This is a genomic window from Luteimonas sp. Soil_C_16 (genome assembly GCF_057657295.1).
In genome coordinates, this window is record NZ_JBDGIS010000002.1 from 383,354 (window position 1) to 402,426 (window position 19,073).

The window sequence follows — 19,073 nt, forward strand, 5'->3', positions numbered from 1 at the left end:
AGGGGCGAGGGATACAGCGTGTCATTCAGCGGGCTGAAGCGCCGGCGGCGGGCCTGCGGTCAGCGACAGGCCGAACTGCGCGGCCAGATTCTCGAGCAGCATCGGCGCCACCGTCCCGGGCGAGCAAGGCCCCCCCAGATCGCCCAGCGACACCACCTGCAGACCTTCGTAGCCGCAGGGATTGATGCGCTGGAAGGGTTCGAGATCCATCGCGACGTTGAACGCCAGCCCGTGGAAGGTGCAGCCGCGGCGCACGCGGATGCCAAGCGCGGCGATCTTGGCGTCGTTGACGTAAACGCCCGGCGCGCCGTTGCGGCGTACGGCCTCGATGTTCCAGTCGCCCAGCGTGTCGATGATCGACTGCTCGATCTTGCAGACGTATTCGCGCACGCCGATCTTGAGCCGCGGCAGGTTCAGCAGCGGGTAGACCACCAGCTGGCCGGGGCCGTGATAGGTCACCTGGCCGCCGCGATCGACCTGCACCACCGGAATATCGCCGGGCGCGAGCACGTGTTCGGGCTTGCCGGCCTGGCCGAGGGTGAACACCGGATCGTGTTCGACGACCCACAACTCGTCCGTGCCGTCGGCGCCGCGCGCATCGGTGAAGCGCTGCATCGCGCGCCAGACCGGTTCGTAGGGCTGCCGTCCGAGCTGGCGGACGATCGCCGGGCTGCTCACAGCACGCGCTCCATCACCCGCGCGCAGCCGAGTCCACCCGTGGGCACCGGCGCGCCGTGCAGGAAATCTCGCATCGCCGCAGCGACACGATCGCTGCGCGCGCTCTCGAGCAACGCCAGCGCCGCGGTGTCGGTTTCGAGACCTTCGAACGCCGGCGCCTCACCGTCGAGCGGCGCCTCGCTCCAGGCCATGCGCCAGCCGGGCAACAGCGGCGCGGTGCGTTCGGCGCGGACCATCAGCCGTACCTCGCAGTGGCGTGGATCGGCGGCGATGCGTGCGTACAGCGCATCCACCGCGGCGGCCGGGCCTTCGAGCAGCTGCATGAACAGCCCGTCCTGCCACAGCAGCATGCCGCCGATGCCGTGATGCGCGTTGTAGGCGCGGCTGCGCAACAGCAGATGCACCATGTCCGGCACGGTGAATTCGTACAGCTGGCCGCTGCGATAGAGCAGCTGGCGGATCATGTGCGGCGTCCCGTTCGAAGCGTTACAGCGTCCACTTCACTTCGGGATGGTCGCGCAGGGCCGCGTGCGCGGCGTCGTACTGCGCGCGCGTCTCGGCGCGGAAGCTGAGCTTGATCGACACGTACTTGCCGCCGCTCGACTCGCGCGCGGTGACGGTTTCGTGGAGCACGGCGATACCGGCGGCGGCCAGCAGGCGCGGGATCTCGGCGTCGAGCCCGGCGTCCGCCGGTCCCATCGCGGTGATCTCGAACACGCCCGGAAACTGGAAGCCGTGGTCGGGGTTGTCGGAGGAGATGTCCATCGCGGGATTATCGGGGCAGAGGTCGCCGAACCCAAGCGGTGGCGACCGTTCGATGACGCGAAGCCCTGCCCCGCATTGCGGGAGAGGGTTCGGTGGGGGCGAACAGTCGGGTCGGCGTTCGCCAGTCATCGCGCGACCGGCTCGTGAGGCACAGTTGTCCGCTCAACCGGAACGTTCGGCCCCCATCCCGGCCTTCCCCCGCAAACGGGGGAAGGAGACCTACACGCGGCTCCAATGAAGCCGCGAAGCACCCGTGCTTAGGCGTTCCACCACATCAGGAACTCGTGCCACAGGCGCTTGAAGAAGCCGGCTTCTTCGACCGCTTCCAGCGCGACCAGCGGGCGCTCGGCGATGACCTTGCCGTCGAGCTCGACGCGCACGGTGCCGATGGCCTGGCCCTTTTCGATCGGGGCTTCCAGCGTCTGCGGGATGTCCATCGACGGCTTGAGCTGCGCGTACTTGCCGCGCGGCATCGACACCAGCATCGGCTCGGCGACGCCCAGCTGCACTTCGTTGGTCTTGCCCTTCCAGACCTTCTGCGTGGCGACGGCCTTGCCCGCGTCGTAGACGGCGTGGGTCTCGAAGAACCGGAAGCCCCAGTTGAGCAGCGCCAGCGAATCGGTGGCGCGCTGCGCCTCGCTGGTCGAGCCCATCACCACCGAGACCAGGCGCTGGTCGCCGCGCAGGGCCGACGCCATCAGGCAATAGCCGGCGCCGCTGTGGTGACCGGTCTTGATGCCGTCGACGCTGTCGTCGCGCCACAGCAGGCGGTTGCGGTTGTGCTGGGTGATCGGCCCGACGGTGAATTCCTTGATCTTGTTGTGCGCGTATTCCTCGGGGAAGTCGCGCACCATCGCGCGGCCGAGGATCGCCAGATCGCGCGCGGTCGAGTAGTGCTCCGGGCCGGACAGACCGGTCGCATTCTCGAAGTGGCTGTTCTTCATGCCGATGCGCGCGGCGTAGGCGTTCATCAGCTGGGCGAAGGCTTCCTCGCTGCCGGCGACGTGCTCGGCGAGCGCGATCGCGGCATCGTTGCCGGACTGCACGACCATGCCGATTTCCATGTCCAGCAGCGGCGCGGTCTGGTTCACCGGGAAGCCGCTGTAGCTGCCGTCGGTGCCGGCGCCGCCCTTGCGCCAGGCGTTCTCGCTCATCAGCACCTGGTCGTCCGGCTTGATCTTGCCGGCCGCGAGCTCGGCGGCGATCACGTAGCTGGTCATCACCTTGGTGATGCTGGCCGGCTCGACGCGCTGGTCTTCGTTCTCGCCCGCCAGGATCTGGCCGGTGGCGTAATCCATGACCACCCAGGCGGTGCCGGTGATGGTCGGCGGGGGCGGCGTCGGCAGGTCGTCGCTGAGCGCGGGCGCGGCGGCGGCAGGCGCGGCAGGCCGGGGCGCGGGCTGCGGCGTGGGCGCCGGACCCTGCGCGACGGCGATGCCCACCGTGGCGGTGGCCAGCGCGGCCAGCAACATGCGCGAAACGACTACGGACACTTTCATGTAATGCACAACTCCGGGAAACCGGCCGCGTCGACCGGCGGTTGATGGAAAGGATTCAATCGCGGACGACGGTGGGCGCGCCGAAGCCGAGGCCGGCGACGCGCGAGGACACTTCGGCGACCTGCGTGGCTTCGACCGGACCCACGCGCAGGCGCCAGACCGGCTTGCCGGCGGCGGTGCCGTCCTGCAGCTGGGCTGCGGCGATCCCGGCGCCACGCAACGTGGCGAGCGCGCGTTCGGCGTTGGCGCGGGCGCCGAAGGCGGCGACCTGCAGGGTCACGCCGCCCAAGGCGGCAGCGGCCGTGCGGACCGGCGCTGGCGTCGGCGTCGGCGCGGTCACCGCAGCCACGGCAACCGGTGCGGCGGGCGTGGCTGCAGGCTGCGGATGCAGCGGCACCTGGCGGCCGTTCTCGAGCTTGATCCCGCGCGAGGCGAGCCAGGCATCGAAGTCGTCGGCGGTCATGACCTTACCGTTCTGGTACATGTTGAAGCGGCCGTTCGACGCATCGCCCTGCGGCGCGGGCGCGGGACGCTCGCCGGTCTGGGCGCTAGCGATCGGCAGCGCTTCGACGATGGCGTCCATCGCACTGCCGGCGGCCGAGGTCGTGGCGGCTGCGGTGGCGGTCGCGCGGGGCGCAGGTGCAGCAGCGGGAGGGGGCGCGCTCGCGACGGCGTCGTAATCGTTGCGGGCGTTCTCGCCCGGGCTCAGCGCGCGCACTTCGACGCGGCCGGTGCCGGCGGGATGAATGCCGATCTTCACCGCGGCGGCATAGCTCAGATCGACGACGCGGCCTTCGTGGAACGGGCCGCGATCGTTCACGCGCACGATCACCGACTTGCCGTTGTCGAGATTGGTCACCCGCGCGAAGCTCGGCAGCGGCAGCGACTTGTGCGCGGCGGTGAACGCGTACATGTCGTAGACCTCGCGGTTTGAGGTCAGCCGGCCGTGGAACTTCGCGCCGTAGTACGAAGCGGTGCCGGTCTCGGCGAACTCGCTGTGATCGTCGAGCACGCGGTAGCTCTTGCCCAGCACCTGGTAGGGGCTGCGGTTGCCGACCGGCGAACGCGGCAGGTCGACGACCTCCGGTTCCGGAATCGCGTCGACGTTGGGCAGGTAGTCGGGGAGGCTGTCGGGCACGCCCGGGCGGTACAGGCCGCCGGCGGTGTAATGGCCACGCGTGTCCGGGTCTTCCTGCGCAGGTGCGTAGGGCGAGACGCGGTTCTGGCCGGATGCCGGCCGGTGTGCGCTGCCGCCGTGCGCTGCCGGTGCGGACACCGTGCTGCCGGCTCCCGGCGTGGCGCCGCGCTTGGCGTTGCCCGCGCAGCCCGCGAGCAGGGCCACCGCCGCCAGCGGCAGCAGCCATCGGATCACGGACCGACCCCGGCCCGGATCGCCTGCGCGAGCTGGTGCACCGACAGCGAATACATCGGCGAGCGGTTGTAGCGGGTGATCACGTAGAAGTTGCGGTACGCCAGCCAGTACTCCATGCCGGCCTCGCCATCGAGCGACAGCAGCGTCGCGCCTTCCGCGGTCGGCTGACCGGGCGCCGGCGTGTAGCCGCGCCTGGCCAGATCGGCCAGCGGGTACACCGGATCCCAGTTCTCGGGCTTGAAGTCGGCTGCCGAGGCATCGCGCTGCCCGCGGGCCACGACCGGGCCACCCCGCTGCCAGCCGTGCACGACGAAGTAATTGGCGATCGACGCAAACACGTCGGGCTTGTGGGTCAGCAGGTCGCGGCGGCCATCGCCGTCGCCGTCCTTCGCCCACAGGCGATAGCTCGACGGCATGAACTGGCCCATGCCCATCGCACCGGCATAGCTGCCCTTGAGCTCACCGATGTCGAGCTGCGGCTCGGCCTTCTCCAACGCGAACAGCTGCGCGAGTTCGCCCGCGAAGAACGGCGCGCGCGGCGCGTAGTCGAACGACAGCGTGTACAGCGCGTCGATCACCTTCCAGTTGCCGGTGATGCGACCGTAGCTGGTTTCCACACCGATGATCGCGACGATGTACTCGGCCGGCACACCGGTCTCGGCAGCCACGCGATCGAGCGCGGCGCGGTTTTCGCGGTAGAACGCCACGCCGCCGTTGATGCGCGCGTCGTTGATGAAGATCGGGCGGTAGTCGCGCCACGGACGCACGGCTTCGGCCGGGCGGCTGATCGCGGTGAGGATCGCCTGCTGCACCTGCGCCTTCGCCAGCACGCTACGCACGTGCGCCGGATCGGCGCCGTAGGTCTGCACGGTGTAGTCGACGAAGTTCTCGACACGCTGCGCGCGCGGAATCGCCGGATCGGTGACCGAGGTCGGCGCGACCGGGCGTTCGGGCGGCTGCGGCACCGGCGCCAGCAGGGCACCTTCGGTGCGCGCAGGCTCGGGCAACGGCGTCACCGCACCGTAGTCCTCGGCATGGCCGTCGGACGGATTGACGGGGGTCGCACACGCTGCCAATGCGAACGGCAGCGCGGCCACGGCGAGTCGGAAAAAAGGGCGTCGGCTCATCGGCGGCGAGGTTAGCACGCACCTGCGCGCGGCACGCAGCGTTGCGCGGGCGCAGTCAGGGCCGGTAAGGAATGCGGCGACGCTCAGCGCCGCCGCGTCGCACTCGCCTGCACCGCCATCACCACGCCGAAGCCGGCCAGCAGCGAGACCGCCGCGGTGCCGCCGAAACTCAGCAGCGGCATCGGCACGCCGACCACCGGCAGCAGGCCGGAGATCATGCCGCCGTTGACGATGACGTAGACGAACAGCGCGAGGCCCAGGCTGCCGACCAGCAAGCGCGAGAATCCATCGCGCGCCTCGCTGGCGATCCACAGACACCGGCCCACGATGAACAGGTATAGGCCCAGCACGACGCTCACACCGAGCCAGCCGAACTCCTCGCTCAGCACCGCGAAGATGAAGTCGGTGGTGTGTTCGGGCACGTAGTTGAGATGCGACTGCGAACCGTCACCCCAGCCCTGCCCCGAAAAGCCACCCGAACCGATCGCGATCTTCGACTGGATGATGTTCCAGCCGGTGCCCAGCGGATCGGATTCGGGATCGAGGAAGGTCAGGATGCGGTCCTTCTGGTACTGCTGGAAATACCAGAACCATGCCGCCGGGGCGGCCACCGCGAATGCCGCCGCGCCGCCGATGAACCACCACCACGACAGCCCGGCCAGATACAGCGCGAACACGCCGCCCGAGGCCACCAGTACCGCGGTGCCCAGATCGGGCTGCAGCAGGATCAGGCCGGTCGGCAGGCCGATGATTGCGGCGGCGATCGCGATCGTGCCCAGCCGCGGCGGTGTGGGCTGCTGGCCCAGCCACCAGGCGGCCATCATCGGCAGCGACAGTTTCATCAGCTCGGCCGGCTGCACGTAAAACACGCCGAGGTTGAGCCAGTGCTGGCCGCTGCGGCCGGTGCCCATGAACAGCACGGCGATCAGTGGCAACAGCGAGGCGACATACGCCGCCGGCGTGAAACGACGCAGCTGCACGGCGGGAATCCGCGACAGCAACCACATCGCACCGAGCCCGACGACGAAGCGGCTGCCCTGCGAGGCGACCATCGCAACGTTCTGGTTGGTCGCGCTGTGCAGCACGGCGAGGCCGATGCACATCAGCGCGACCAGCGCGGCGAGCAGCGGCCAGTCCAGCGTGCGGGTGAACCGCTGCAGCATTTCCAGCAGCCAGCGCAGGATCACGTTCATGGCGTGGGCTCCGTCGGCGGTGCGGCGCCGGTCGCGGGCGCAGGTGACGTCGTCGGCGTCACGCCCGGGAACTTGCCGTTGGCATCTCGCGGCGCGGTGCGCACGCCGGCGACGACCGCTTCGAACGAGGGCTCGGGCGCGAGCTCGGCCTCGGGCACGACCGCGGCCACGGCGGCCGGTGCGCCGGTGGCGGCGTCGATCTCGACTTCGGGCATCTTGCCGAGCAGCCAGGCATCGAAAATGCGGCGCGCGATCGGCGCGGCGGTGCTGCCGCCGTAGCCGCCGTGTTCGACGGTAATCGCGAGCGCGATCGTCGGGTTTTCGGCCGGCGCGTAGCCGACGAACAGCGCCTGGTGGCGCAGGTGATACGGCAGGCTGCGCGGATCCATGCTCGCGCTGCCGCGGCGGCTGACGCGCTGCGCGGTGCCGGTCTTGCCGGCCATGCGGTACTCGGCGCCGATCGCCATGCGCGTGCCCGTGCCGCGACCGTGGATCGTGGTGACCATGCCCTCCTGCACCGCACGCAGATGCGCCGGGTTGTCGGTGATCGACGTCGCGGCCGGGCGCGGCACCAGGCGCCACGGCGCATCGAATCCGTCGCGGCGTTCGTTGGCCAGATGCAGCGTGTTGAGTTCGCCGCCATTGGCGATCGCCGCGGTACCGCGCGCGAGCTGCAGCGCGGTCGCGATCCAGTAGCCCTGCCCGATGCCGGCGATCACGGTCTCGCCGGCGTACCAGGGTTCACGCGAGCGCGAGGCCTTGAAGCGCGGCGACGGCACGACACCGGCGTTTTCGCCGAGCAGATCGATGCCGGTCGGCTGGCCGAAGCCGTAGCGCGTCATGTATTCGTCGAAGCGCTCGATGCCCATTTCGTAGGCGAGCTGGTAGTAGTAATAGTTCACCGAACGCGCGATCGAATCGCGCAGGTCGGTCCAGCCGGCGCCTCGCGCGGCATCGCGATAGCCGCGGCGCTGGCCGGGGATGAAGAACTCGCCGGTCGAGAACACGCGCGATTCGGGCGTGCGCAGGCCGCTGTCGACACCGGCCAGCGCGACCAGCGGCTTGATCGTCGAGCCGGGCGGGCCGCCGCCGAGCACGTTGCGGTTGAACAGCGGACGCGCGGGATCGTCCATCAGGCTGCGGTAGTCGTCGTGCGAGATGCCGTTGACGAACAGATTGGGATCGAAGCTCGGCAGGCTGACCATGCCGAGGATGTTGCCGGTGGCCGGTTCCACCGCGACGGCCGAGCCGTGCAGACCGCCGAAGGCCAGCACCATCGCCTGCTGCAGGTCGGCGTCCACGCTCAGGCGCAGATCCGCGCCGGCCGTCGCGGGCAGCAGGCCCAGCCGGCGCAGCGCGCGGCCCTCGACATTCGTCTCGACCTGCTCGTAGCCGATCTTGCCGCGCAGCGCCTCGTCGTAATACCGCTCCAGGCCCGTGCGCCCGGTCTGCGGATACAGCAGATGCGCCTGGCCGTAGCGCGCGACGTCGCTCTCGTCGGTGCGGCCCACGTAGCCGACCACGTGCGCGAACAGATCGCCGTAGGGGTAGTAGCGGTTGAGATACGGCACCACTTCGACGCCGGGGAAACGCCAGCGGTCGAGCGCGAAGCGCGCCATCTCGTCCTCGCTGATGCGCAGCTTGAGCGTGACCGCGCGGAAGCTGCGCTGCGCCTTGCGCTCGCGATCGAAGCGCGCAATGTCGTCGGGCGACAGCGCGATGATCCGCGACAGCTCGCTGATGAGCCGTCGCGTGTCGCCGGCTTCTTCGGGCGTGACTTCGAGGCGATACGCCTGTTCGTTCTCGGCCAGGATGCGGCCCTTGCGGTCGAGGATCAGCCCGCGTCCCGGCACCACCGGCCGCGGCTTGATGCGGTTGGCCTCCGAGCGCTTGGCGTAGATGTCGTGGTCGATGACCTGCAGCTTGAAATACCAGCCGGCGAGCACGCCCAACGCGAGCACCACGGCGCCGAATCCGATGATCGCGCGCGTGCGGAACGCCGCCGCTTCGGTGGCGTTGTTGCGGATGTCGGGACGGCGACCGCGTCTGGCCATGCGTCAGGCCTCCGCTACGACTTGCGCCCGAAGCGCAGTGCGTCCATGACCAGGTACAGCGGCGCCCACAGCAGCATGCCGATCAGCGGCGCCAGCCAGTACGTCCACGGCAGCTGCGGCACGCCGAGCGCGACGTGGATCGCCGCACTGATGATGCGGTCGTTGAGCAGCAGGCCGCCGATCGCCAGCGCCTGCTGCGCGACCGGGAAGAAACGCAGCTGCGAACGGAAGCGCTGCAGGATGAAGGCCATCATGACCAGCCGGAGCGCCTGTTCGCCAAGCAGGCCGCCGAACGCGAGATCGGCGATCAGGCCCATCGAGAACGCGAAGCCAAGACCGGCGCGATCGGGATCCTCGATCACCCAATAGGCGACCACCAGCGCCAGCCAGAACGGCCGGAACGGCTGCAGGCCCGGCGGCAACGGCAGCAGGCCGAGCAGCAGCGCGACGAACAGGCTGGCCGGCAGGACCCAGGGATTGCGGCGACGGCTCATCGCTGCGGCGCCTGCGCAGGCGGTGTCGCGGGCGGTGTCTGCGGCGGCGTTTGCGTCGCCGGCGCCGGCGGCGTGTCGGCAGGGGGCGTGTCGCCGGTGTCGGGCGCCGTCGCTTCGGTCCCGTCGGCGGGCGCAGCCGCCGCGTCGGCCTCGGCCTGCGCACGCGCAGCCGCCTCGCGTTCGGCGGCGGCGGCTTCGAGATCGGCCGTCGTCACCGGCACCACGACGTCGCGCAGCAGCAGTACGTCGCGGCCGCGATCGAGCTGCGCGGCCGGCGTCAGATCGCCGACCAGGAACGCGCGGCTGTCGTCGGGTTGCAGTTCGGTGATCGTGCCGACCGGAAACCCGGGCGGAAACCGCCCGCCGAGGCCCGAGGTCACCAGCGTGTCGCCGACTTCGACATCGGCCGACAGCGGCACGTTGCGCAGCGCCAGATGGTCCGCGCGGCCGCTGCCGTAGGCGACCAAGCGCACGCCGTTGCGGGCGATGATCACCGGCACCGCGTGTTCGAGATCGGTCACCAACAGCACGGTCGAGGTCAGCGGCGTGACCGTGATGACCTGGCCGAGCAGGCCGCCGGCATCGATGACGCTCTGGCCGACGCGCACGCCGTTGCGGCTGCCGGCATCGAGCAGCAGGCGCTGGCGCGTGGGGTCCTGGTCGACGTCGAGGATCGGCGCGAGCTGCACGTCGAGACTGCCCTGCTCCACCGCGCCGAGCAGCGCGCGCAGCCGTGCGTTCTCGACCGCCTCCACGCGCAGACGCGCCTGGCCGGCATTGAGCACCAGCAGTTCGTTGCGCAGGCGGCGGTTGTCGGCCGACAGCTGGGTGCGCGTGGCGGCATCGTTGCGCATGCTGTCGCCCAGACGCGACGGCAGACCCGCCAGCCACCACAGCGGCTGCATCGCCACGCTGGCCTGCTGGCGGAACTGCGACAGCCAGCCGCCCTGGTGATCACTGACAACCAACGCACACGACAGCGCGAGATAGGCGAGCAGACGCAGCGTGCCGGCGACATCGCCGGGCCGGGGCGCGGGAGAGCTGGCGTAGGAGGACATCAGGGGCGGTCGCTCGGCGTCATCTCGGACGTGGGCTCAACAGTCGAAGGCCGCATTGTCGTCGCCCCAGCGCACGCCGGGGCCCATCTCGATCGTGAGAACAGGCCCTGCCGCACGTCGACACCGGCGGGACCGCGGAGCTTGCGAACGCACGGGAGCCGCTGCGCTGGAGGACATCGACGACGGGCGGGCGACCGGACCTTCGCGCCGATCGCCGGTCCCGACGCCATCAGTCCGCGAAGAACTCGTTGCCGTGCAGGTCCAGCAGCTCCAGCGCACGACCGCCACCGCGGGCGACGCAGGTCAGCGGATCCTCGGCGACCTGCACGTGCAGGCCGGTGGCTTCGCTGATCAGGCGGTCGAGGTCGCGCAGCAGCGCGCCACCACCGGTCAGCACGATGCCGCGCTCGGCGACGTCGGCGCACAGTTCCGGCGGCGTCTGTTCGAGCGCCTGCTTCACCGCCTCGACGATGCCCGACAGCGGCTCGCGCAGCGCGTCGAGCACTTCGTTGGAGCTGATCGTGACGATCTTCGGCACGCCTTCGGCGAGGTGACGACCGGAGACTTCCATCTCCATGACGTGTTCCTGCGGATACGCGCAGCCGATTTCGAGCTTGATGCGCTCGGCGGTGGATTCGCCGATCAGCATGCCGTGGTTGCGGCGCACGTAATTGATGATCGACTCGTCGAAGCGGTCGCCGCCGATGCGGGCCGACTGCGAGTAGACGATGCCGTTGAGCGCGATCACCGCGACTTCCGTGGTGCCGCCGCCGATGTCGACGACCATCGAACCGCGCGCCTCGGTGACCGGCAGGCCGGCGCCGATCGCGGCCGCCATCGGCTCTTCGATCAGTGACACGTCACGCGCACCGGCTTCCAGCGCGGAATCCTTGATGGCGCGCTTCTCCACCTGGGTGGAGCCGGCCGGCACGCAGATCAGCACGCGCGGGCTCGGACGCAGGAAGCGCGACTTGTGCACCTTCTTGATGAAGTACTTCAGCATCTCCTCGGTGTAGGTGAAATCGGCGATGACGCCGTCCTTCATCGGGCGATGCGTGGTGATGTTGCCGGGCGTGCGGCCGAGCATCTGCTTGGCCTCGGTGCCGACGGCGGCGACGACCTTCTGGCCGGCGCTCCGGTCCTGGCGCACGGCGACGACCGACGGCTCGTTGAGCACGATGCCCTGGCCGCGGACGAAGATGAGGGTATTTGCGGTGCCCAGGTCGATGGACAGGTCATTGGAGAAGAGACCGCGGAACTTCTTGAACATCGGGAGAGGGCGTCCGGCAGGGAGGCGAAACGAAGCGGATTAGCCTAGCAAAAAAGCGGCCTTCCCGCGGCCCCGGGGCAGCCCCAGTTGCGCGCCCGGTAGGCCGCTGTTCCGGGTCTTCGCGGCGCGCCGCATCGGCCCCCGCGCTGGCCTCGCGCCCCCTGCGCCGGTACCCTGTGCGGCCTTTCCGCGCGAGCTTCCGCCCGATGTCTGCACTGATCTGCGGCTCCCTGGCCTACGACACCATCATGGTGTTCCCCGACCAGTTCAAGAACCACATCCTGCCGGACAAGGTGCACATCCTGAACGTCTCGTTCCTGGTGCCGCGGATGCGTCGCGAGTTCGGCGGCTGCGCCGGCAACATCGCCTACAACCTGAAGCTGCTGGGCGGCGACCCGATCCCGATGGGCACCGTGGGCCAGGACTTCGGCCCCTACCGCGAGTGGTTCGAAGAACACGGAATCAACCTGTCGCAGGTCCGCGAGATCCCCGACCTGTTCACGCCGCAGGCCTTCATCACCACCGATCTGGACAACAACCAGATCACCGCCTTCCACCCGGGCGCGATGATGCGCAGCCACGAGAACCACGTGAAGGACGTGCCGGGCGTGACCATCGGCCTCGTCGGCCCCGACGGCCGCGAAGGCATGCTGCAGAACGCGCAGGAATTCTTCGACGGCAAGATCCCCTTCATCTTCGACCCCGGCCAGGCGATGCCGCTGTTCAACGGCGAAGAGCTGCGCAACTTCATCGAGCTGGCCGACTACGTCGTCGTCAACGACTACGAGTCCAACCTGCTGCAGGAACGCACCGGCTGGGACGAGAAGACCATCGCCGGCAAGGTGAAGGCCTACATCTGCACCCGCGGCCCCAAGGGCGTCGTCATCCATGCCGAAAGCCAGACCCACGACATCCCGCCCGCCCACGAGCGCCGCGTGACCGATCCCACCGGCTGCGGCGACGCCTTCCGCGCGGGCCTGCTGTTCGGCATCGAAAAAGGCTGCGACTGGCTGACCATCGGCCGCATCGGCAACCTGATGGGCGCATTGAAAGTCGAACACCCCGGCACGCAGAACCAGCGCTTCGATTACGCCGAGTTCTCGCTGCAGTTCCGGCAGCAGTTCGGGTATGCGTTGGAGAGCAAGACGGCTGGTTGAGTCGGGCGGCATTGCGACGAGTGAATCAAGGGCGTCCTTTGGGGCGCCTTTTTTCTTACCAGGCGCTGTTCCAAGACGCGCACCGGAGACCGAAGCCCGCAGCCAGACACATATCGAAATGCGACGCGTGGCCGACCACCGACCATCGGCATTACACGTAACTTCTGGCGTGTAACGCCACGCGTAGCTACTCGCCTGATAACGCAGCCAATCGCGGGGCCTGGCATCGGGTGCAGATGATGGCAAACCATTGAATCAACGCAGAGAACATGACCTTTGCAGCCGACACATCCCCAACGCATCCTCGACGCGACACCCCGTTTTAGGGTCCCCGGTTCCGTTAAACTCGAACCGCTTCAACCACAGGGGGATCACTTATGAAGCAGATTCTTGTTTGTGCAGCATTGCTGCTCGCTACTTCCACTGCCGTTGCGCAGTCGTCTACTTACCAGCGCATTGGAAGCACAACATATCAGGACAACGACGACAGCACTTCGAGCACTTATCAGCGCATCGGAAACACTACCTATCGCAACGATTCAGAAGGTACAAGCGGGACCTACCAGGCTATTGGTAACACCACGTACCGTAATGACAGCGATGGTTACAGCAGCACTCGCCAGCGAATTGGCAACACAACGTATGAGACGGGCAGCGACGGTCGTACCAGCACCACTCAACGCATTGGCAACACGTCCTACACCACTGACAGCGATGGGACCACGCGCTCCTGCCAAACCATTGGATCCACGGTCTACTGCAACTAATCGCAGGTCTGGACCCTAACAATTCATTCAAGCCGACGCCGCTTCGCGGCACGACTTAACGCAGGCGTTAGGCGCCATGGAATTAGCGACCTCATCTCCGAGGATCTACTTCGACGCGAACTCGGCAGTAGCGCCACGCAGCTACCTAATAGTCCAGGGCATGGCTGATGACCTGGAGGCCTTGGGGCTGTCGGTGGACGCGGCAGTGGGGTGTCGCTTCACGTTCGTCCAAGAGGATGCGGGTCCGGCGGGCGAACCTGACGCGTTGTTCTTCGAGGGAACGATCACGCGGGTTTGTAGCGCCCAGTACCTCGCCGTGGCGGACGAGCCAGGTGTGAGGTGGTGGTCCCAAGTGCACGGGCTCGGCGCCTGACGAGTCGTTGCAGCCGAAGTTGCATGGGTGCTCGGCTCGGGCGGCAGGTAGAGCTTGCCACCCAGTCCAATCGCCGCTACAACGCGGCTGAACTCTTGTGTTAGGCGGCAAATGGAAAAATGCGGCGTCCGATACAAACTTGTAACCGCACGGAGTTGCCTGCGGATCACGACTACTGTGTTGGCGCTCGTAGCAGCGTTCGCTGTGCTTGGTGGCCTCCGCCTGTGGGGTCACAGTTCCCGTCAGGATCCGCTACCAGCGCTCCAAGAGCCTGTTGCTCCGCCGGTCGCGTCCATGCGCTATTTGCCCACAGAAGTTCAAGCTGTCCTTGTGTCGCTGTGCAAAGGCTGCTCTTTCGCAGACTCAAACGCAGCTTGGATCGCTACCGATGTAGTCATGGACGACCATTTGCCTAGACGGCGCCTTACGCGTACGGAGAGACAAGGCCGCGAATGGATTATCGAGTACGAGCACGGCGGTATAGCCACGTTCGAGCATAGATTGGTACTTTCAGGCACGTCGTCACCTGCACTTCTACAGGGGAGCTCATGCATTCCAGACCAAGCGCGCAAGTGCAGTTGGTAGTGTTACCGCCTCACAATTAATTCAAGCCGATGCCGCTTTGCGGAACGGCTTAATTCAGGCGTTAGGCGCTTATGAAGCCAATGCTCAAAGCACAGGATTGCTCCGACCATGATCCCATTGAGACATGGAAGCCTGCCGATCCTACGGATATTGATTACCACCTTTGCCTACACATCGGCCCTGCGAACCAGAAAGGTGCAGACTTTTTCTACGTCAATATTCTTTCAGAGGAAACTGCAAGCCGCCTGAGTGCACGTGAGCTTGCATCGCGCAAGAAGATTTTCGTGAATAACTATTCTTGGGTTGCCGTTATACATGCTATCGACGACATCCTTCTCCAGATCAATGAGCCGGATTGGAATCAGACTGCGCAAAAGTTGAGCCAATACTTTGATTGGGAATTCGATGATTACAAGCTTGCATAAGCCGCGCACCTAAGAATTCATTAATTCAGGCGTTAGACCGCCGCTGAGATATGCACCGTTCCCATAGAGAAACACTGAATCTTGCCGCCGCTGTGATTGTCGGACTACTCGCCATCAGCCCGTTCGCCGTAGCGATCGACATGATGGTACTGTTTCTTCCTGATCGCCCGGTATTCGGCTACATGCGCTCAGCCCCTCTTCTATTTAAGGCGGCTTGGATTGCTCTTGGGCCACTCGGCATAGTCACCATCCTGGTTCTTATTAGGCAACCGGTTCTTGGTGCCGCCCTCACCACAGTCTTCTCGCTGGCTCTTGTTCCGCTCGCCGTTATTCTTTGGCGCCATGTCACATGGGGCTGCTGGCTTGCTGGCCTAGCAGTTGTTCTCGCGACTTTCGGGGCGTCCATAGGTCGGCGCTAACCGGGTCACGTTCACTTATCGGCTCTTTGCCAGCCTGCTCCAAAAGGGCTGGCGCCGGATGATTTTCGCTTCGATACGCCCATGAATCCGACATCTGAGCGCGGCGGAGCAGGCTGAGCACCTTTGGACAATTCGAGAGACGTGCGAGCTGCTAAAGGAAATATGAAATGTCGTTCGAACTGGTGACGTCCTTCCAAACGACTTGCCTCAAGCGGCAGCCCACACGAAGCAACCCAGACCATCCGCCCCTGTTGGAGTGCCGGTAGGCACCATCCAGCTCGGCGGGCCGATCGACTGGTTTTCTGCGTCGCTTCAGGTCAGCGGAGACGATCTCGATCCTGAGCAGATCACGCGCCTGCTCGAACATGCGCCGACGCGCGCGCAGCGCCGGGGCGTGCCGCTGCGCAGGCCAGACGGAACAGGGCGCGCGCCGCCTCGGTTCGGCCGATGGGCTCGCGACCTGAAGCCATCCCAGGCGGACAAGTGGGACATCTCGGAGGTGATCAGCCTTCTGTTCGAAGGGCGCCCCCTCGACCTGGCTGTCTGGGATCAAGTCGCTGCGCTCGGGCGGACCCTGGTGACTTTCGGCCTCAACATGCCGACTTCCAACCGCGAGTTCGAACTGGAACCCGGCCTCATGCGATTTCTTGCGGACCGACGCGTTTCGGTCTGGTTCGACATCTACTGCGAGCAGGAGGAGGCGTGACGGTTGATCTCCGGACCTGCCTTACGCGAATTTACGGTGCCGGATTCACTTGAGTCACCGACTCAACGAAGAAGGGCCTGCAATCGCAGGCCCTCCTGAGCTCCACCTGTAAGACGCGCCAATCGCGTCAGAAGCCGAGCTGCGACAGGTACGTCGCCGCCTGTTCGTCGCTGAGTACGCCCTCGTCGCGCGCGGCCTCGATGCCGTCGCGTGCAGCCTCCGGCCAGCCGTTGTAGGCGTGGCTGGTGGCCATGTTCTCCACGAACACATCCAGCATGCCGTCTTCCTGAAGCTGGCGGACGATTTCGGCGCGATAGGTGTCGCTGGTGTCCTTGAACAGGTTGCCCGTCATCGCGGGGTCACCGGTTGGCAGGTTCTCGTAGTCGCGCACGGCCTGGTCACGCTCTTCGGCGTTCTCGCCGAACAGTTCCGGCGCGGCTTCGCGCGCGACCTCGGCTGCGCTCGGGAACGAGTCCTCGACCATCTGGCGCGTATTGGCGTCGAATGTGCCCTCGCTGTTGGACGGCCGGTTGTTGTAATGGTCTGCAAAGCGCTGGAAGAACATCGCGTCGTCCGCGCGTGCTGCGGTCAGAAACGCATGCGCGTCGTCGGCGCCGATGCCGTTGGCCTGCAGGGCCGCGACGGTGCCGGCAGCTTCGGGCGGCGACCAGAACACCTCCGGGAAGTCCTTCGCCAGCGTCTGGATCTGCGCAGGCGACAGATCGAGGCCGTCGCGCAGGATGTTCGTGGTTTCCGAGGCTTCGTTGCCCAGGATCTCCGCGGTGGACGCGTCGATGCCGGCGTCGCGATAGAACTGTTCGGCGAGATCGGTGCGCGCGTTGATGTCTTGGCGGTACTGCACCAGCGCGACGCCGCCGGTGGCGATCATCATCACGCCGACGCCCACCGGGCCACCCCAGGCGCCGATGGTGCCGTTGGCGGCGAGCACGGTCATGATCGCGCCGCCTGCGCCAGCGGCGTTGAACAGCACACCGGGCACGCTGCCCTGGCTCCACTGGTCGATCGCGCCTGCGGCGTAGTAGGCGGTGTTGAGCACGCCGACGAATTTCGCGGTGAACTGGCCGGCCCACGATGCGCCGGTGCCCCATTGCGCCGCGCGGCCTTCGGCGTTGATGAGGCCGACGGTCGATGCGAACGCCGTCGCGTCCTGCGCCAGGCCGACCGAGTAGGCCAGGGTGCCGATCGCGTTCTGCGCGTTCGGATTGTCGATCGTGGTTTGCGCCGAGGTGAGAAACGCCGCGCCGGACATGCCCAGCGCCAGCGTGCGGAACGCCATCGCGGCCGGGCCGGAGCTGAACTGCGTATCGCGCAGCGCGGTGAGGTCGCGCTGCGCGTCGCTGAAGGACTGCACCGACTCGAATGCCTGGCCCGGGCTGAGACGCGCGCCCGGATCGGACAGCGTGTCCGACAGACTGCGCAGACGCGCCACACCCGCGTCGATCTCGGTCTGCGGAATGCCGAACAAGCGCGCACCGTTGCGCTCGAGATCGTTGATCGCCGCATTCGCGCGCGACACGCTCGCGGGATCGTTCGGATTCATCGCGCCGATCGCCGGCATCAGCTGGCTGTTGACGTAGGCGTTGGCGAGATTCTTGAGGAAATCGCTGCCCTTCTGTCCTTCGTCGGCGAGGAAGGTGGCAAGGTTGCCGACCTGCGGTCCTGCGAGCAGCGTGGGATCAAGCGACAACGCGAACGAGAGGCTGCCCTGCGTGGTCTCGTCGCCCGCGATGTCGCTCAGGATCGCATCGATGCCCTGCCCGGCGCTGGCGAGTTCCGGCGGCAGGTCGTGGAGCGCGGCCATGCTGTCGAGCAGTGCGCCGCCATCGGTTGCGATCTGCGCCTGCAGTTCCTCCAGCCGCGCCTGCCACTCCGGTCCCTTGCCGGCGACGTAGGCATCGATCGCCTGCTGGCGCTGCTCGGGCGACAGGTTGTCGCCGGTGTCGTTGAGCACAGTGAGCAGTTCTTCGGTGTGCTCGGCGTAGGCCTCGATGGTGCTGTTGAGATCCGCCTGCAGGGTGTACGAGCCCTGGGCGGCAGCGCGCAACGCGGCGCCGGCCTCGTCGGGCTTGCCGGCTGCTTCCAGCCTGCCGGCCAGCGCGATCGACAGCTCGGGCGATGCGCCATTGGCGACCGCATTGCGAACGATGCCGGTACTGGGATCGATGAAGAAGCCGCTCCACTTCTCGACCTGCGGCAGGAAGGCTTCGGCCACCTGGTCGGCGACAGCGCCTGCGCTCGGGGCATCGCCCATCGCGCCGACTGCGCGAGACAGATCGGTGTAGGCACCGGAGCCGGCATAGACGCCTTCGACGCCGGCGATGCGTTCGATCGTCGGCATGCTGCGCTCGACCAGCGCTCCCGCCATCGCCGGCGGCAGCGTATCGGTGAGATCCGAGAGCCGCTGCGCGGCTTGCTCGGCGAACAGGGGATTGGTGGTTGCATCCCGGTCGTCGACACCCTCGAAGGGCTCACCCACCCATTCGGCGGCCGCTTCGAGACGCGCCTGCACGGACGGCTGCTGCAACAGCTCGGTCACCACGGCGGGCGACTCGCTGGCCAGCGACTGGCCGAGCACGGTGAGGCGGTCGCCCGGCGTCACGCTGCTGCCGAAGACATCGGTCTGCGCAAGCACATCGGCGCGGTGCTCGGTGGCGAAGGTATCGATCGACTGCGACAGCGCCTGATGGGCGGCAGGATCATCGGCGTGCCGCGCGAGCAGGGTGTCGCGCATCGAGGCGATGGTCTGCTGGCTGGTCGGCGCGCCGGGGATGCGCGCGTCCACACCGTTGACGACCGGCGCGAGTTCCGCGGTGACGGCCGCATCCAGCGCACTGCGCGCAGACGGCGTGGTGGCGAGCGGTCCGGGCAGGCGCGCTGATTCCGCCAGAGCCTGCTGGTAATCCGCCAGCGCCGCATCGGTACGTTCGGCAGCGCTCAGCTGCGGGCCTGCGGGCTCCGCGTCGACCGGGATCGCGAGTTCCTGGCCGGCCTCCAGTTCCGCATTCGGATCGAGCCGATTCGCCTCGGCAAGGTCCTGAAGCTGCAGATTGCGCGCAGCGGCGATGCTGGCGAGCGTTTCGCCGTTGTTGACGGTATAGGTCATGGGAGGC

General features: G+C 67.2%; 16 protein-coding genes. 4 read left to right on the top strand and 12 right to left on the bottom strand.

The window, feature by feature from the left end; all coding sequences use genetic code 11:
- Positions 1-21: 21 nt before the first annotated feature.
- The 11 genes from lipB to AC3A5T_RS05615 all read right to left on the bottom strand — a co-directional run bounded on the left by lipB (position 22) and on the right by AC3A5T_RS05615 (position 11,510).
- Complete coding sequence (gene lipB / locus AC3A5T_RS05565; RefSeq protein WP_487627712.1) at positions 22-678, bottom strand: lipoyl(octanoyl) transferase LipB; 657 nt, start codon at positions 676-678, stop codon at positions 22-24.
- Positions 675-1,142 carry a BLUF domain-containing protein gene (locus tag AC3A5T_RS05570; RefSeq protein ID WP_487627713.1) on the bottom strand — a complete coding sequence of 156 codons (468 nt, stop codon included), beginning with the start codon at positions 1,140-1,142 and terminating at the stop codon, positions 675-677. Before AC3A5T_RS05570 ends, lipB begins: the two co-directional genes overlap by 4 nt.
- Before the next feature lie 22 nt (positions 1,143-1,164).
- Entirely contained in the window at positions 1,165-1,443 is a 279-nt protein-coding gene (locus AC3A5T_RS05575; protein ID WP_332079330.1) for a DUF493 family protein, read from the bottom strand.
- Between the two features lie 257 nt (positions 1,444-1,700).
- Positions 1,701-2,942, bottom strand: a complete 1,242-nt coding sequence (locus AC3A5T_RS05580) for a D-alanyl-D-alanine carboxypeptidase family protein (protein ID WP_487627714.1) — start codon at positions 2,940-2,942, stop codon at positions 1,701-1,703.
- A 55-nt stretch (positions 2,943-2,997) separates the two neighbouring features.
- Positions 2,998-4,314 carry a septal ring lytic transglycosylase RlpA family protein gene (locus tag AC3A5T_RS05585; RefSeq protein ID WP_487627715.1) on the bottom strand — a complete coding sequence of 439 codons (1,317 nt, stop codon included), beginning with the start codon at positions 4,312-4,314 and terminating at the stop codon, positions 2,998-3,000.
- Positions 4,311-5,441 carry a lytic murein transglycosylase B gene (gene mltB, locus AC3A5T_RS05590; RefSeq protein WP_487627716.1) on the bottom strand — a complete coding sequence of 377 codons (1,131 nt, stop codon included), beginning with the start codon at positions 5,439-5,441 and terminating at the stop codon, positions 4,311-4,313. Before mltB ends, AC3A5T_RS05585 begins: the two co-directional genes overlap by 4 nt.
- A gap of 83 nt (positions 5,442-5,524) precedes the next feature.
- Positions 5,525-6,634 carry a rod shape-determining protein RodA gene (gene rodA, locus AC3A5T_RS05595; RefSeq protein ID WP_232147787.1) on the bottom strand — a complete coding sequence of 370 codons (1,110 nt, stop codon included), beginning with the start codon at positions 6,632-6,634 and terminating at the stop codon, positions 5,525-5,527.
- The gene (gene mrdA / locus AC3A5T_RS05600) at positions 6,631-8,688 is read right to left on the bottom strand and encodes a penicillin-binding protein 2 (RefSeq protein ID WP_487627717.1); all 2,058 of its coding nucleotides are present in this window, start codon (positions 8,686-8,688) and stop codon (positions 6,631-6,633) included. The genes rodA and mrdA overlap by 4 nt, the downstream gene beginning before the upstream one ends.
- Positions 8,689-8,702: 14 nt before the next feature.
- On the bottom strand, positions 8,703-9,182 hold the full coding sequence (mreD, locus tag AC3A5T_RS05605; protein ID WP_487627718.1) for a rod shape-determining protein MreD: 480 nt from the start codon (positions 9,180-9,182) through the stop codon (positions 8,703-8,705).
- The gene (gene mreC, locus AC3A5T_RS05610; protein ID WP_487627719.1) at positions 9,179-10,240 is read right to left on the bottom strand and encodes a rod shape-determining protein MreC; all 1,062 of its coding nucleotides are present in this window, start codon (positions 10,238-10,240) and stop codon (positions 9,179-9,181) included. Before mreC ends, mreD begins: the two co-directional genes overlap by 4 nt.
- 229 nt (positions 10,241-10,469) lie before the next feature.
- Complete coding sequence (locus AC3A5T_RS05615) at positions 10,470-11,510, bottom strand: rod shape-determining protein (RefSeq protein ID WP_332079324.1); 1,041 nt, start codon at positions 11,508-11,510, stop codon at positions 10,470-10,472.
- A gap of 206 nt (positions 11,511-11,716) precedes the next feature.
- Between AC3A5T_RS05615 and AC3A5T_RS05620 the strand changes: the two genes are divergently transcribed.
- From AC3A5T_RS05620 to AC3A5T_RS05635, 4 genes are all read left to right on the top strand, one after another.
- Positions 11,717-12,667, top strand: coding sequence for a carbohydrate kinase family protein (locus tag AC3A5T_RS05620; protein WP_487627720.1), 951 nt, complete (start codon positions 11,717-11,719; stop codon positions 12,665-12,667).
- A 377-nt stretch (positions 12,668-13,044) separates the two neighbouring features.
- Complete coding sequence (locus AC3A5T_RS05625; RefSeq protein ID WP_487627721.1) at positions 13,045-13,434, top strand: hypothetical protein; 390 nt, start codon at positions 13,045-13,047, stop codon at positions 13,432-13,434.
- Between the two features lie 1,029 nt (positions 13,435-14,463).
- On the top strand, positions 14,464-14,817 hold the full coding sequence (locus tag AC3A5T_RS05630) for an Imm8 family immunity protein (protein WP_487627722.1): 354 nt from the start codon (positions 14,464-14,466) through the stop codon (positions 14,815-14,817).
- 675 nt (positions 14,818-15,492) lie between these two features.
- Positions 15,493-15,942, top strand: coding sequence for a DUF4279 domain-containing protein (locus AC3A5T_RS05635; protein ID WP_487627723.1), 450 nt, complete (start codon positions 15,493-15,495; stop codon positions 15,940-15,942).
- Between the two features lie 127 nt (positions 15,943-16,069).
- Here the strand turns inward: AC3A5T_RS05635 and AC3A5T_RS05640 are convergent, their stop codons facing one another.
- Positions 16,070-19,066 (bottom strand): LysM peptidoglycan-binding domain-containing protein, encoded by a 2,997-nt coding sequence (locus tag AC3A5T_RS05640; protein WP_487627724.1) that lies wholly within the window; start codon positions 19,064-19,066, stop codon positions 16,070-16,072.
- Between the last annotated feature and the right edge of the window lie 7 nt (positions 19,067-19,073).

What these genes read in the sequence shown, in the direction of transcription:
- AC3A5T_RS05570 (WP_487627713.1), bottom strand. Translation starts at nt 1,142, where the DNA reads ATGATCCGCCAGCTGCTCTATCGCAGCGGCCAGCTGTACGAATTCACC.
- AC3A5T_RS05575 (WP_332079330.1), bottom strand. Translation starts at nt 1,443, where the DNA reads ATGGACATCTCCTCCGACAACCCCGACCACGGCTTCCAGTTTCCGGGC.
- AC3A5T_RS05580 (WP_487627714.1), bottom strand. Translation starts at nt 2,942, where the DNA reads ATGAAAGTGTCCGTAGTCGTTTCGCGCATGTTGCTGGCCGCGCTGGCC.
- mltB (WP_487627716.1), bottom strand. Translation starts at nt 5,441, where the DNA reads ATGAGCCGACGCCCTTTTTTCCGACTCGCCGTGGCCGCGCTGCCGTTC.
- rodA (WP_232147787.1), bottom strand. Translation starts at nt 6,634, where the DNA reads ATGAACGTGATCCTGCGCTGGCTGCTGGAAATGCTGCAGCGGTTCACC.
- mrdA (WP_487627717.1), bottom strand. Translation starts at nt 8,688, where the DNA reads ATGGCCAGACGCGGTCGCCGTCCCGACATCCGCAACAACGCCACCGAA.
- mreD (WP_487627718.1), bottom strand. Translation starts at nt 9,182, where the DNA reads ATGAGCCGTCGCCGCAATCCCTGGGTCCTGCCGGCCAGCCTGTTCGTC.
- mreC (WP_487627719.1), bottom strand. Translation starts at nt 10,240, where the DNA reads ATGTCCTCCTACGCCAGCTCTCCCGCGCCCCGGCCCGGCGATGTCGCC.
- AC3A5T_RS05615 (WP_332079324.1), bottom strand. Translation starts at nt 11,510, where the DNA reads ATGTTCAAGAAGTTCCGCGGTCTCTTCTCCAATGACCTGTCCATCGAC.
- AC3A5T_RS05620 (WP_487627720.1), top strand. Translation starts at nt 11,717, where the DNA reads ATGTCTGCACTGATCTGCGGCTCCCTGGCCTACGACACCATCATGGTG.
- AC3A5T_RS05625 (WP_487627721.1), top strand. Translation starts at nt 13,045, where the DNA reads ATGAAGCAGATTCTTGTTTGTGCAGCATTGCTGCTCGCTACTTCCACT.
- AC3A5T_RS05630 (WP_487627722.1), top strand. Translation starts at nt 14,464, where the DNA reads ATGAAGCCAATGCTCAAAGCACAGGATTGCTCCGACCATGATCCCATT.
- AC3A5T_RS05640 (WP_487627724.1), bottom strand. Translation starts at nt 19,066, where the DNA reads ATGACCTATACCGTCAACAACGGCGAAACGCTCGCCAGCATCGCCGCT.